General features: G+C 63.0%; 11 protein-coding genes. All 11 read right to left on the bottom strand.

What is annotated here, in order from left to right:
- Position 1: 1 nt before the first annotated feature.
- Complete coding sequence (locus tag VF167_03890; GenBank protein HEX6924539.1) at positions 2-841, bottom strand: class I SAM-dependent methyltransferase; 840 nt, start codon at positions 839-841, stop codon at positions 2-4.
- 162 nt (positions 842-1,003) lie between these two features.
- Positions 1,004-2,461: an alkaline phosphatase family protein gene (locus VF167_03885; protein HEX6924538.1), complete on the bottom strand. Its 1,458-nt coding sequence runs from the start codon at positions 2,459-2,461 to the stop codon at positions 1,004-1,006.
- A 317-nt stretch (positions 2,462-2,778) separates the two neighbouring features.
- Entirely contained in the window at positions 2,779-3,843 is a 1,065-nt protein-coding gene (locus VF167_03880; GenBank protein HEX6924537.1) for a glycosyltransferase family 2 protein, read from the bottom strand.
- A 128-nt stretch (positions 3,844-3,971) separates the two neighbouring features.
- The gene (locus tag VF167_03875; protein ID HEX6924536.1) at positions 3,972-5,117 is read right to left on the bottom strand and encodes a glycosyltransferase family 4 protein; all 1,146 of its coding nucleotides are present in this window, start codon (positions 5,115-5,117) and stop codon (positions 3,972-3,974) included.
- Between the two features lie 163 nt (positions 5,118-5,280).
- Positions 5,281-6,327, bottom strand: coding sequence for a glycosyltransferase (locus VF167_03870; protein ID HEX6924535.1), 1,047 nt, complete (start codon positions 6,325-6,327; stop codon positions 5,281-5,283).
- On the bottom strand, positions 6,324-7,592 hold the full coding sequence (locus tag VF167_03865; protein HEX6924534.1) for a VanZ family protein: 1,269 nt from the start codon (positions 7,590-7,592) through the stop codon (positions 6,324-6,326). Before VF167_03865 ends, VF167_03870 begins: the two co-directional genes overlap by 4 nt.
- A gap of 82 nt (positions 7,593-7,674) precedes the next feature.
- A complete protein-coding gene (locus VF167_03860) occupies positions 7,675-8,754 on the bottom strand; it encodes a hypothetical protein (protein ID HEX6924533.1) in 1,080 nt (359 codons plus the stop codon).
- Positions 8,755-8,763: 9 nt separating this feature from the next.
- A complete protein-coding gene (locus VF167_03855; GenBank protein ID HEX6924532.1) occupies positions 8,764-9,333 on the bottom strand; it encodes a hypothetical protein in 570 nt (189 codons plus the stop codon).
- 3 nt (positions 9,334-9,336) lie between these two features.
- Positions 9,337-11,181, bottom strand: coding sequence for a carbamoyltransferase (locus tag VF167_03850; protein HEX6924531.1), 1,845 nt, complete (start codon positions 11,179-11,181; stop codon positions 9,337-9,339).
- A 772-nt stretch (positions 11,182-11,953) separates the two neighbouring features.
- Positions 11,954-12,907 (bottom strand): glycosyltransferase, encoded by a 954-nt coding sequence (locus VF167_03845; GenBank protein HEX6924530.1) that lies wholly within the window; start codon positions 12,905-12,907, stop codon positions 11,954-11,956.
- Between the two features lie 13 nt (positions 12,908-12,920).
- The coding region (locus tag VF167_03840) for an ABC transporter ATP-binding protein (protein HEX6924529.1) at positions 12,921-14,009 on the bottom strand (1,089 nt) is incomplete at its 5' end.

Here is a 14,009-nt window from a genome sequence, read left to right as displayed (position 1 = left end):
CTCAAACGTCCTTCTGAGCGCGGAAGACGATCGCAGGAGCCCTCACCAGATGGTCGTACTCGCGAAAGCTCAGCGGCAGCCCAACCCGAAAGCGGTCGGTTCGCTGGTCGGCGCTGATCCGCCGTCGCAGCGTCCACGCTCCGGCACGCACACCATGAAGCGCCCGATCAAAGGCTCCAAGAAGGGCCCGGCGCACTGGCCGACTGCCCAGCGGTACCATCCCGCCATACAGCGTATATGCGAGGCTCTGCGCGCCGGCGACCCTGTCGGTCCGCAACCCCGCCTCGTCGAGCAAACGCATGACGCCCATATGCGTCATGTGGAAGTACGACTTGTGATACGGCTTCAGAAACGCGACCGAACCGACAAACCACCCTCCCGGCCTCAGCACGCGAGCAATTTCCCCGACAGCGATCCACGGCGAATGGAGATGCTCCAGCACCTGCATCGAAATCACCACGTCGAAAGACGCGTCCTGGAGGGGCAACAGGTGCGCGTCGGCCACGAAGTCTGTACCCGACGTGCGCTTGATATCAAACGCGACCACCTCGAACCCCCGCTCGTTCAGATAGGGACGCTCCCCCGAGTCCCCACAGCCGAGCAGGAGCACTCGTCGGGCCTCCTCTACAGGCGGGAGGAGCTCCTCGATTCGGTATTCCCGCCAGTGATAGGCGCCACCCCGGACGCGGGTAGGCCACGCAGGAAGGGGGCGTTCCGTCGAGCGGTCTGCCGCGACATAGTCGTCCAGAACCTTAGCTTCGAAGAGAAACGGCACCCCCTCGATCACGGGATAGCGTTGCTGGCAGGCCTCACAGCAGAGAAGCTCGTCCGAGCGACTCACGAGCATTCCTTGCCGACATTCTGGGCAGCGCAGAATCCTGCAAAGCGCCTCCAGCGATCGCGAGCGCGCGTCCGCCAGGCTCTCCGTCACCATACAGACTCGAATGTGAGGGAATGGGGGTCGGGTGCGTCTTCGACGGCAATCAGGAGTGGCGGCGAGAGCTCATCGCGCGGCCACAGCTTCTTCGCAAATCTCGGCGATCGGTTCCATCTGCATGTCGAACGGCACTTCGCGCCGTAGCAGGCGCAGCACCGTTGGGGCAACCTGCAGCAGATGCAGTCCCTCCAGCCGCTTCCCACCCAGGTTGCGGCCTGGATCACTGTAGATCAAAATCCCTTGCTGGGCGTGATTCGCGTCGTCGGGACCTGTGTCGTTCTCGAACACGTGGATTGTCCCCCAACCCACCGACCCCACCGATCTCCAGGCGAGATTTCCGAAGTACACCAGTAGATCGGGCGGCACCCCTTGCGCCGAGTCGTAGAGGTCCTGCGGTCGGAAGCAGCGCGTGCCAATGGGGTTGCCGTTCTCGTCTCCCAGTGCCTCCAACTCTCGCGTCAGCTCATCGCGCAGCAGCTCGTACTCCTCAGGAGCCACGACGCCTTGCGGCTCCCGGTCGCGCACGTTCAGGAAGACGCGGCCGTAGTAGCCACCCTCGGCCCAAGCGCGCGTACGGCTCCAGTCCACCTTGAGCTGCTGGAATTTCACCGGGCCGCGGGATAGGTCCGGCTCCTCGGCCAGGACCAGATAGCCCTCGCGAATCAGCCACTCGTTAATGCAGATCCCGCCATCCATGCGGCGAGCTCCGTGGTCGGATACGACGAGCACGTGCGTGTCGGGACCCAGTGCCTCGAGTAGCGTCCCGATCTCCCGGTCCACGTAGCGGTAGTAGTCGGGAATGGCATCGCGGAACGGTGAGCTCGGATCGTGCCCCCGATGGAGCGGGTCCATCGCCTTCCAGAAACCGTGATGGATGCGATCCACACCCATCTCCACCATCATGAACAGGTCCCATGGCCGGGAGCGAATGAGCCGGCGAGCCACCTCAAAACGCCGCTGGGTCATGGTGTAGATCCGTTCCAGCAGCTGCGCCTTCTCCTCGGTGCGGAAGCCCTCCGCATCCAGCATGTATGTGCCCACCCAAGCCTTGATTTCTTCCTTCAGTTCCGGGGGATAGGTGTACTCGTGCTCGATGCTCGGAGCGAGGAATGACGAAACTGTCACGCCGTTGACAGGGCGTGGAGGGTAGGTACCTGGCACTCCCAGCACGATGGAATACAGCCCCTCTCGCGTCAGAATGTCCCAAAGGCGGGGTTCCCGGATGGCCTCGGAGTTCGCCACGAAAAGGCCATCGTAGGAGTAGTCCGACCGGTTGCGGAAGCCGTAGACACCCAGCGCCCCGGGGTCCTTGCCGGAGGTCATGCACGACCAAGCCGGGACCGTGATGGCCGGGATCACGCTCTCCAGCTCGCCATAGAGGCCGCGCCGACGAAGGCGATCCAGGTTCGGCAACTCACCCGCAAGCTTGTCGAACACGAGCGAGGGCTCCGCGCAGTCCAGTCCAATGACCGCTACGCGCGGCCGTTTCCTGCGCGCTCCGAAGCCTGGAATTTTGAGGGCCATGAAGCTCTGGGGGGTCAGCGTGGCTGCCGGGGAGGGAACAAGTCTAGGGCGCAAGATCGTCCGCTGTGGACGCACTTCGTGCCTCTCGCTACCAGTTCGGAAGTGGTACTGCGCATCTCTGATGCTGGGGGCTGTCGGGAGTAACTCCCTCGGGTTGCAGCGGACAATTTCCGTTCCCCGCAACCGGAAGGAGCCGGAGCCATGCGACGGGGCTCAGGAGGCGGCGCTTACACAGCAGACTGCGGCGAGTGATTCCGGACCATACAAACAGCGAGCAGGAGCGCAGTGCTGTACGCGTTCGACAGGCACTGTCGAACTCATGCGTCAGGCGAGGCGGGCCAGTACTGCTGGCGGGGCCCGCGGCGTACGAGCTTCCCGGCTGACCGAATCGGCTCGCGCCAGGTTCGCCATTGGAGGAGCGCCGGCGGATGGCGCAAGACAGCGCGGGCAAAGTAGCCGAGGGCCTCTCTGGTGCTACCATCCTGGAGATAGACGCAGCCAAGTTTGAGATAATAGCTGCTGAACAGTGCATCGGCCTCAGCGCGGATCGCTGCGGGCAATTCAGGAGAGGCCAGAATTCGATAGAGCACCGTACCTTTGTTCTCCCACACCTGCCGGTGAAGGGCGACCGTTTTCGCGTCCTCGTGCATGCGTGTCGCCGCCCAGACCCCATTCACGTACTGTAGCCGGTGCTTGAGGCTGACCCGTAGCCACAGGTCGTAATCCATCGAGAAGTGCGCTTCCTCGTCCAGCAGACCGACCTCTTCGAGGACCGAGGCGCGAATGAAGGAGGTGGGTTGCGGCACCCAGCTCACGAGACTGCGCAGGAGCCGAAGGAGGTCCACTTCCCCCGGAACGCGCCGCACGAGGAGACGCCCCTCCGCATCAACGTAGTTGCAGTCGCTGAAAACGGCGGCGGCATCAGGGTAGCGTTCCAGCGCCAGCACGGCTGCGCGAAGCGCGTCCGGCTGGTACACGTCATCTGAGTTAAGCCAGGCCCGTATCTCCCCGGTCGAGCGGCTCCATCCCTTGTTGATGGCGTGGCTCTGTCCCCGGTCCCTCTCGCTCACCCAGCCCGTCAACCACGGTTCGTACTTGCGGATGATGTCCTGGCTGCCGTCCTTGGAGCCGCCATCCATTACGAAATATTCCAGATTCGGATACCCCTGGAGCAGAACGGAGCGAATCGTCTCCTCCAGGAACCGCGCTTGGTTGTAGCTCGGTGTGACCACGCTGATGCGCGGCCATGGCTTCCCCCCCGGGAGGGTTTCAGGTAGTGGCTCGCTCTGCTCGGTCCACGGCCAGCCCGTTTTCCCCTTGGGAGGTGCTGGAAGCTCGGCGAGCGAGGGGTGAGGGTGCGACTTGGTTGGTGTCGTATGCATCTCAGAACGGCACGGACTTATGAGACCCCGATTGCCGAGCCGTGGGCGCGCAGCCTGGGCGCTTCGCTCCGCAGGATCATTACAGTCAGGCGATCGGTTATACTGAGCGCCGAGTTGCTCGAGATCGGCTAACCAGCCCGCAGCTGAATGTCTTGCTGTGGCTCGACCAGATCAGCGTATAGTGCCTGGTACCGCTCAGCCTGGTGGTGCAATGCGTACTCCGAGACAGCGATGCGGCGACATTCGTTCGACAGACCGCTACGCAGGGATTGATCGTTCAACAGGCTTACGATTGCCTCGCTCAGAGAGCGGACGTCACCCGTCGGCACTAGAGCCCCTGTGCTTCCGGAGCGAACCATGTCGGGGAGACCCCCGGTCTTGAAGCCGACTACGGGGGTACCGCAGGCGAGGGATTCCAACACCGTGTTGGGAAGATTGTCCTGCAGAGAAGGCGCTACGAAGAGATCCGCAGCGCTGTAAATTGTGGCGAGCATGTCGTCGGTCGACACCGAACCGAGCGAGAGGTGAGGAAGGCCGCCTGTCTCCGGCGATCCTTGCCCGACTGACACCAGGAGCAGATCCGGCACCCTTCCACTCAAAGAGCCGAGAGCTTCGATCAGCAGGGGAAAACCCTTGCGTCGATTCTCGGTTGACTGAGCGACGAACAGCAGCACCCGAGCACCTTCTGGAATCCCAAGCCCGCGACGCGAGGCGGCGCGATCGCGTGGACGGAAGGTCTCCGTGTCCAGACCGTAAGGGATCACATATATGGGGAGTCGCCCCAGAATGGAGCTGCGTTCCGCTTCGCGTGCCAACCAGACCGAGGGCGCGACGATGCTCACGCGCGGTGAGAGACGGCCTCGCAGGGCGGCCATCTTCCGCGCCCACACCTGTCGAGAAAGATCTCCCTGCTTGCAGGACCCCAGCTGCGGGCACATCCCGCAGGAGGCTGTGTAGCGGTCGCACCCGTCGCTGTAGTGGCACCCCCCCGTAAAGGCGTTCATGTCATGAAGCGTCCAGACGATCGGAACCGCTAACGTCTGGAAGAAGCTTCTGACATCCACAAGCCCGCGGACCCAGTGCAGGTTGACGACGTCACACGGGGGGATCTGTTGGGGAACCTCGCGCGCAAACAATGCTCGATCGTCGGAGAACAGATCGAATCCCGGCGAGCGCATCCGCCTATGGCGCGCGAAGTCGTTCCGTATCGCCATACGGTTGAGTCGGCGCCGAAGGCGCGTGGCCAGGCCACGCTCTGGTCGCAGCGTGTGCACCGTCGGGTCCTCGCTCGCGCGTCGCAACACCAGCATTGACGAGTCGCACCCAATCCGGAGGAGGCCCGAGTGGAGGCGATACGCCGCACGAGCAGCACCGCCCATCACATCGCTCGTGCTGATGTGAACGACTTTCACAAATCCCTCATGGGTATGTCTGAAGCTATTCGGACTGTCCGGGAGGCAAACCCGCGGAATTGGAGTCCTTCCCCCCGCGGGCTCCTGTACGGCGGCGAGCGCGATAGGACGCGGGCAAAGCTGATCGAGCGAGCGCGCGAAGCGAATAGTGCGCCAGCGGCCAGGCGAGGCGAGCGTAATATCCTGCAATCGGCGGCATGCCGAAGCCGGCGCGAACCCATTCGACATAGGGGAGACGGCTCCGATAGCGGGACCGCCATACCCTGTAGTATTGGGACCAGATGGAGCGGCTCAGGGTCTTCCTCAATTCGGAAGCTCGGAGTGGGTGCGCAGCGGCAAATGCAACTACTTCGGGACCATCGTTGACAAAGCGCAGGAACTGCCGGCTCGCCGCCGCTAGATCGCGGCAGCTGCTCGTCGTACCGAAGCTCGCCGGATATACTCGGTTGCGAAACACGCAGGCGCGGCTGAAAGCGACGTCTCGGCCGAGCGCGAGCTTCATGACCAGTGCTTCATCGCTGAAAATGCTCCGCGGGAAGGTCGGCCATCCCCCGCACTCGCGCAGCCGCACGGTGCGCGACAGATGGGTCACGGTATTGCGAATTCCAGAGACCTTGTAATTGGCTCGCAATAGCATGAACTTGTCGCCCGGGACCCGCTCCGGAAGGTCGTCGACCGAGCGGCCCTTGAGCGTTCTCTGCTCGTCGATTGATTCCTGTCGCGAGAAGGCTACGTCGATGTCGGGATGGCGCTCGAGCAGCGCCACCAGCTCCGAGACGTAATTGGGGCTGATCTCGTCGTCATCGCAGAGAAGGACGAAGTACTCGCCCGTCGCTTCGGCGACGAGCTGGTTGAAGTGCTGGTTGATATCGACGGTGACCGGATTCTGCCGGAAGCGGAAGGGGCGTGAATAATGTTGTTCCACTATCTCACGCACCCGGCTCCCGTTGGTGCCGTTATCGGAAACCAGCAGATCGATGGCCGGGTAGTCCTGAGCCTCGATGATGGGCAGGACCTGGGGCAGATACTCCAAGCGCTTGTAGATCGGTAGGCCCATCGTCACCGTTTTCATCTTCCGCCTCTCCTCGCCCGCAGGCGGGGTCGCCAGTACAACGTTGCCGTCCAGGATCCCATCATCGCCGCTGCTGCCACCAACAGTGCGCCCTGGGGCGCGGCGACCGCGCCGACCAAGCCGTTGAGCAGGTAGAGCATCCCCACTGCCGCACCTGCGGCGGTCAGCAGGGAAAGCACACGTGGCAGCGACAACGCGCCGGATACCGCGAGCCCAACTGGTAAGAACAGGACGAGCGCACCGACGCTGCTGGCCAATGTAAGGTGGCGGGGCTCGACTGGCCGCTTGCGTGGACGAACGAGCCACCAGCTGGACAGGAGGTCGGTCGGATACGCGGCGCTAACGACTTCAGCCTCGCTACGGGAGCTCATAGTGATCAGCCCGCGATCATAGGTGGCGGAAACGTGGGCGCGGGTACCGGCACGAATTGCATCGGGCAAGTAGAACTCGAGCCGGTTGCCGTTCGGACCGCTACGCAGGGTGCGCGCGCGGAAGACCAGCGCCCGCCACTGCTGTCCGAGGGTCAGATTGCGAAGAGAACGGTTCTGTGAGAACGTCACGATTCGGGTCGGGCCGAATTGCACCTCCGACCGCGCCACCACGTCGGCGGCCACCTCGACGAACTGGGTCCGCTCTGCCAGGTCCGCCAAACGCCGGCGCCGCCCCTGCCCGGCACCAGCCCCGAGGCAGATTCTCTCATCTGCTCTCCCGGCGCAAATCGTCGCGTTGCTCACCCGACCATCGTACGCCCGTCGCCCACCCACCTCATCACCAACCGCCACCGCGTATTCTGGATTCCAGCCTCGGAGGCGGAACAGAACCGAGGCAGTCCGGTTAGCGTGGACCATTGAGGCGAGTATTGTGAGGAAGAGGACCGCTGCGAGGGCTGCGAGTATCGGACGCGCCCTGTACCGGCGCTGCTTCAGCCACATCGCGGCCACAGCCGCGATCAATCCACCGGAGACGTTGAGAAGGACGTCATAGGGCGAGACGACCCGCCCGATCATAGGCAATACTCCCTGCGCCAACTCGATAGCACTGCTGATAATCGCCAGTCCTGCCCCTAGCCGAATTATCGGTCCGCCCCAACCACCGCTGACCATAGTCGTGGCCCAGACTATGGCCAACGGAGCCAGGAGCAGAAAGTTGCCGACGATTTCACGCGGCTTCCCCGGGAGGGTCAGCTCCAGCCGGGCATTGCCCGATCCCGAGGGGGTCGCCACCAGCCAGAGCAGCACCACCACCAGCCACACCACCAGGCCCACAGGAAGCGCCGTTATTTCCTTCCCGGATCCGCCCTGGAGCGCTGTCGGCCGTGTGAGGGTCAGCCCAATACGTCCAAGATGATCAGAGCGCCGCAACAGCCTGTTGCCGCTCGTGACCGGTCGAGGACTCGCTGGCACTCCGTGCGATCCCGCGGATCAGCTCGGCGACCCTGCGATGGCCGGCCGGAGTCCAGTGGCGGTCGCCAGCGTTGTAGTCGCTGGCCCGAAGTGCATGCCGGGCCGAAAGGCACTCGACACCGAGTTCGTCGCAGATCTGCCGGACCCGCTTGTGAGGCAGGTCGGGGTCGAACGACTCGGGCTGCGCACTGTACGACCGGAGCCGCCGCAGTCCCCCCTTACTGAGCTCGAAATGGTCCGGAAGCGTGAGCACCACCAGCCGGGCGCCGGCCTCTCGACAGATGCGGCTTCCCTCGTTCAAAAGGTGGCGACAGGCAGAAAACGCCCGTTCAGTGAGACGGGTGGAGCAGTATGTGTGACCGAGCATCTCCCGATGTTGCCGGTGAAGGACATCGGCGTTGTGGAGAACCCGCTCGGGGCGCAGGTGTCGCGTCACCATCTCCCACGCTCCGGTCGCCGGCGACTGCGCCAGGAACGGCGTGCGATACCCGGTCATGGTGGGATTCAGATTGTCGAACAGGTCATTCCCCACGTAGACGAACCAGACAACCAGCTTGCCTCGGATCAGAGGGGCAATCTCGCGCAGAAGGATGAGCTCCTGCACCATATTGTAGCCGGGAGCTCCGACCGCTTTTGTCGGGTGTTCCGACAGCGCCGCGGTAAAGCAGTCTTCGTCATCTACGCCATACCCGAAGGCAAACGAATCTCCCAACACCACGATGCGACTCGCCGCGAGGCTACGCCTCCCCCGCCAACCGTGCTGGTCGGTCGTCACGTGGAAGATCTCGCCGTAAGGTTCGGACAGGCAGTGTGTGTCCAGTGCAGGGGCCGGGCGCCATCCCAGAGCGGGATCGAAGGTCATGATCTGCTGCCAGCCCACCACTCGCGGCTCGATTTGCCGGGCGATCCACCTCGCAAGCCCTGAGACAAGCATGAAAGGAGCTGCCAGGAGCGCGATCGGCGCGAGCAGAGCCAGTGCGACGAGGCCGCCCAGCCCGATTTTGATAACAGGGGCTATGGCCACAGGTGGATGCTAATAGAGGGTGTAGATTCCGCCGGGATAATCGTCAGCGGCTTCTGTTTCGAGGATCCTCAGCACCAGCAGGTGGGGAAGCAGCCAATACGACCACCGATGGCCGGGACGCGCCGCCCAACGAACAAGGCTCGAGATCCAAGATGAGTCTTCCTCGGATTGCGACGGCGACGCGTCGAGGCTGGGGTAGGCTCCGGGCGGAACCGTCTCCCGTCGCACCCACGCAGACTCACCATTCGGGGTCCGTGACAAGTGCAGGGATCTGTCGGCGTGTCGGGCCCCTCGCATCAAGATGTGGAAGGAGATCAGGAGCACCGCGGACTGCGCGAACCGCGCGTAAGCCGCGGCGGCGCGATTCCAAGTCCTGTAGAGGCGGAAAGACAGACGTGGCGAAACGACGCCGATCACGGCGACTATCAGGCCCAGGGCGATTCCGGACAGAACACCTGGCAAAGAGCCGACCGCGAGAGCCAAGAGACTGACAATCAGCAATACAATGAGGCCCAGCGCCACTCCGAACCCGCGCAGCAAAGCAGTGCGCGGATGCGGTGGAAGGATCAGGGTCGCCATAAGTCAATCCAAGGTGAACTGTGCTCGATAGGCTTCAGCGTCTATCCGCGCCTCGGCTGGCTGATCTTCCTTCATTAGCAGGTAGTTCTCCAGAACGAGGCAGTCGATATCGGTTCCCATGAAGCAGCGGTATGCATCTTCGGGCGAACACACGATTGGCTCCCCGCGAATATTGAAGCTCGTATTGACGATAACCGGGCACCCGGTGAGCTCATAGAAACGCTTCATGAGCCGGTAGTACCGGCCGTACCGTTCGGCATCCACTGTCTGGATTCGAGCCGAATAATCCACGTGCGTGATGGCAGGAAGCGTGGAGCGTGGTACAGACACGCGAATGCGGAGATCGGGGTCGGTCATTTTCCGACGCGCATCGGCATCGAGGGGTATTCTCCACCGGTCGCGTACCGGTGCCACGACCAGCATGTACGGGCTCTCCTCTTCCGGTTGCATCTCGAAGACTTCGCTCGCGTGCTCGCGTAACACGCACGGAGCAAAAGGCCGGAATGATTCGCGAAATTTGATCTTCAGGTTCATCACGCGCTGCATCCGCGGCGAGCGCGCGTCCCCGATTATGCTCCGCGAACCCAGCGCTCGCGGACCGTACTCCATCCGCCCGTGGAACCAGCCAATGATCTTCTCGTCATCGAGAAGTCGCGCCACTCGATCCAGCAGGGCCGATTCGCTCAAGAGTTCATAGCGCGCCCCGACGGAGTCCAGGAAGACGCCAATGTCGTCGTTGCTGAACGCGGGACCCAGCAGCGATCCCTGTTGACTGTCACTCGGAGCAGCCGCCCGCGGCCGCTTCAGGTAATGATGCCACACGAGGAGAGCGGCTCCCAGGGCCCCGCCGGCATCCCCGGCGGCGGGTTGCACCCAGATCCGCTCGAAAGGACCCTCACGTAGGATCCGCCCGTTGGCAACACAGTTAAGGGCCACTCCGCCGGAGAGTACTAGGTTCCGCATCCCGGTGAGCCGGTGGACATGCCGCGACGCCCGAAGTACTACCTCCTCGCATACCATCTGGATCGACGCCGCCAAGTCCATTTCTTTCTGGGTAATCGGGCTCTCGGGACGACGGGGCGGACCGCCAAAGAGCTCGTGAAAGTGCTCCGAGGTCATGGTGAGTCCCTGGCAATAGTTGAAGTAGGACATATCCATCCAGATGGAGCCGTCGTCCCGGAGCTCCACCATCCGATCGAGGATCGTGTCCACGAAGCGCGGCACGCCGTAGGGCGCGAGGCCCATCAGCTTGTACTCTCCCGAGTTCACCTTGAAGCCCGTGTAGTAGGTGAATGCGGAATAGAGCATTCCCAGCGAATGCGGGAATCGCATCTCGTGGCTCAGAGAAATCCGGTTGCCCTGCCCGGTCCCGAGCGAGCTGGTCCCCCATTCGCCGACCGCGTCCAGAGTCAGAATCGCTGCCCCTTCAAAAGGCGACGGAAAGAACGCGCTAGCAGCATGGGATTCATGATGGTCCGTGAAGAGCAGCGGCCCGGAGTATGTGCGAAGCGCGGCACGGATCTCACCGGGTAGATCCAGCTTCTCGTTCGCCCAGAGCGGCAGGGCCAGCCGGAATGACTCCCAGCCCTCGGGTGCGAACGCACGGTACGTCGCGAGTAGCCGTTCAAACTTCGCCAAGGGCTTCTCATAGAACACGACGTAGTCCAGGGCGGAAGCATCAATACCGCCCTCTGCAAGGCAGTACGCAACAGCGGCGTGGGGGAACCGCGCATCCTGCTTCCTGCGGGTAAATCGCTCCTCCTGCGCGGCCGCGACGATTTCCCCATCCACCAGAAGCGCGGCCGCTGAATCGTGGTAGAACGCGGATATCCCCAGAATCTTCATCATCGCACGCCCGAATGGTTGCTCGTGCCAGGAATTGCTGTTGCCTGCCCCGCCGATCGACGCGGCGAGTCGTCATGGCGTATCCACGCGGTTTTCACAGCGCGCCCACTCTTCAATAGTTCCGGAACCGTTACGAATTCCACGCGCGGACGGAGCATTCCCAGCGCCGTATCCAACCCGTCGAAAAGAGGCTTCCGGTCTGCAGCCTCGGGATGTCTTGCCCTGTACAATGAATCGTGTAGCAGGACTATGCTGCCTCGCGTATTCACCTGCAGAAGGCGCTGCACAAACCAGCCGGAATCGTGGGGCATCCAGTCATCGAGATCGACATTCCACCCTATGCTTGGGAAGCCCGCCGCAAACAGCGACAGATGGGATGCCACGCTCTGAATGCCGTACGGTGCGCGGAACATTCTCACCCCGTAGGGAGCAAGTGCCCACTCGCATCGTTCGACTTGATTGCGCCTCTCGCTAGCCGACAGATTCACGAACCGAGGATGATTCCAGCTGTGATTGGCGATGGCGTGGCCTTGCGAAGCGACGCGGCTCACGAGTTCTGGATGCGCCGCGGCCCGTTCTCCAATCATGAAGAAAGTGGCCCGCGCTCCATGCCGTGCGAGCAGGTCTAGTAACTGAGGAGTCGACTCCGGATCTGGCCCATCGTCGAAGGTGAGAGCCACCAGCTCATCCAAGGTGTCGACTCGCACGATTGTCCCACACACTCGCGCGAGTAGGCGATGCCCTCGACGGCGAACTGCTTTTCGTACTCCGCGCATCATCGAAGTGCGGCCTGGTCTCCAAGAGCGCCAGCACTTCCACCGGCCGAGGATTCCGGCGCCGGTTCGTGTGCCGGCCGTGTACGTGGGAGAAAGACGATCGGCGGCAGGCGATAGGCAATGCTTCCCTGGAGCATGCCGACTTGCCAACCTAGTCTGGACATCCACCACAAACGCCCGTCTCTCCGTCGCAGCTTTGGGACTGCCCAGGCCAGCTTGATCCATTCCCCCCAGTACAGGCGCCAAGCTCCCGGAACTTGCTCGCCGGGGTTCTTATATCGTGCGTGTAGGAGAGTATTATACCGGGCCCAGATGCGTGTCTGGCGAAACAGCTCGCGCCCGGTCTCCCTCATCCGCACATGAACGAGCGCATCAGGAACGAAGTGAAGGCTGGCCCCGGCAAGCTGAGCGCGGATACAGTAGTCTGTATCCATGAGGCGAGGGAGCGACTCGTCGAATCCACCGATCCTCTCGTGAAGGCCTCGCTGGACCCCCAACCCACAGCCGCCTGCGTGCGGAAGGAATGGCGAATACCACAGCCGATCCAGGCCATGCTGCTGTGGCACGCCGAGCTTCTTGGTTGAATTCAGCCTGCTTCCATCGAACCGCGACGCCACCAGTTCATGATGCTGCAAGGCTGCTCCGATGGCAGCGACCCAGCCGTCCGCCACTTCATCGTCCGCGTCACAGAATGCGATGGAGCGCCCTTGGGCAGCCCTCACGCCCGCGTTTCGCGCATAGGCGCTGCCGCGCCGCTGGGAGGCATCGACGACACGCAATGACGGGATCCGACTCGCGTAGCTCGCGGCGATCGATCGCGTATCGTCCGTGGAGCCGTTGTCGGCGACGATCACCTCCCAGTCCCCGCTCCAATGCTGCCTCGCCAGCGCCTCGAGCTGGGTCCGGATCGTCTCTCCGGCGTTCAGGCAGGGGATGATGACGCTCAGCTGCATGGGTCCGAGCGGTTCAGGGGACGAGCTCGGGCAAGCTGGCGAAAGCGGGCACCTCGGGCCTCAACCCCCAGTCGTGTTGCACGAGGAACTTACCGCGGCTGAGGACCTTGCCGGTTCCGTAGAAATCTCCGTCGGTGACGTCGAAGCAGAAGGCTCCCTCGATCCAATCCGCAACGTCACCTCCCATCCTCGCGAAGAGGTTGCCAAAATATCGCCCGGGCTTCAGCGGCAGGCGCTCGATCTCGCAGCAGACGACCCCTTCGCGCGGAACCCGGTCGAAGATGGCGCCCCGATCGGTGGAGTCGCAGTTGATCAGAGAGTTTCCGGGTTCCTCCCAGATATTCATCGCCACGTGCAAGCGCTCGCTCGACCGCTGGGCCGTGAAGCTGGCGCAGAGCCTCACCGTCTGGCCCAGAATTGCCTGGTCGATCCGCTCACCCCGCTCATCCTCTAGCCAGAAATCCGTAAACCGGAACGATCCATCGCCTTTCCGGTCCTCCCGGGTCGCGATCGGCCGCAGTATCGCGTCGCTCACACTTTCCATGTAGGCACGCACCGCAGCGGTGGGGGTGGTGTCCGCCACCATCTCTCCCGCCTGGAGCACGATCACGCGGCTGCAGAGCGCCTGTACCGCCGTCATGTTGTGGCTTACGAAGAGCACCGTGCGACCATGGCCCGCGACGTCGCTCATCTTCCCGATGCATTTGCGCTGGAAGCTCGCGTCGCCCACCGAAAGAACCTCGTCGACAATGAGGATCTCGGGCTCGAGGTGAGCGGCTACCGCAAAGGCGAGACGCACATACATCCCGCTCGAGTAGTGCTTCACCGGGGTGTCGATGAACTGGCCGATCTCCGCGAAGTCGACGATTTCGTCGAACTTACGGTTGATCTCCACCCGCCTCATGCCGAGGATCGCGCCGTTGAGATAGACGTTCTCTCGACCCGAGAGCTCGGGGTGGAAGCCGGTGCCGACCTCCAGCAGCGAGCCAACGCGTCCCCGCAGCCGCACCTCACCCCGGGTGGGCTCCGTGATGCGCGAGAGGATCTTCAGCAGGGTGCTCTTGCCCGCCCCGTTGCGGCCGACGAACCCCACGACTTCGCC

Source organism: Longimicrobiaceae bacterium, assembly GCA_036375715.1.
Lineage (GTDB): Bacteria > Gemmatimonadota > Gemmatimonadetes > Longimicrobiales > Longimicrobiaceae > DASVBS01.
This window is presented reverse-complemented; position numbering and strand designations above follow the sequence as displayed.

Coding starts and splice junctions, on each gene's coding strand:
- VF167_03885 (HEX6924538.1), bottom strand. CDS start 2,461: ATGGCCCTCAAAATTCCAGGCTTCGGAGCGCGCAGGAAACGGCCGCGC.
- VF167_03880 (HEX6924537.1), bottom strand. CDS start 3,843: ATGCATACGACACCAACCAAGTCGCACCCTCACCCCTCGCTCGCCGAG.
- VF167_03870 (HEX6924535.1), bottom strand. CDS start 6,327: ATGAAAACGGTGACGATGGGCCTACCGATCTACAAGCGCTTGGAGTAT.
- VF167_03855 (HEX6924532.1), bottom strand. CDS start 9,333: ATGGCGACCCTGATCCTTCCACCGCATCCGCGCACTGCTTTGCTGCGC.
- VF167_03850 (HEX6924531.1), bottom strand. CDS start 11,181: ATGATGAAGATTCTGGGGATATCCGCGTTCTACCACGATTCAGCGGCC.
- VF167_03845 (HEX6924530.1), bottom strand. CDS start 12,907: ATGCAGCTGAGCGTCATCATCCCCTGCCTGAACGCCGGAGAGACGATC.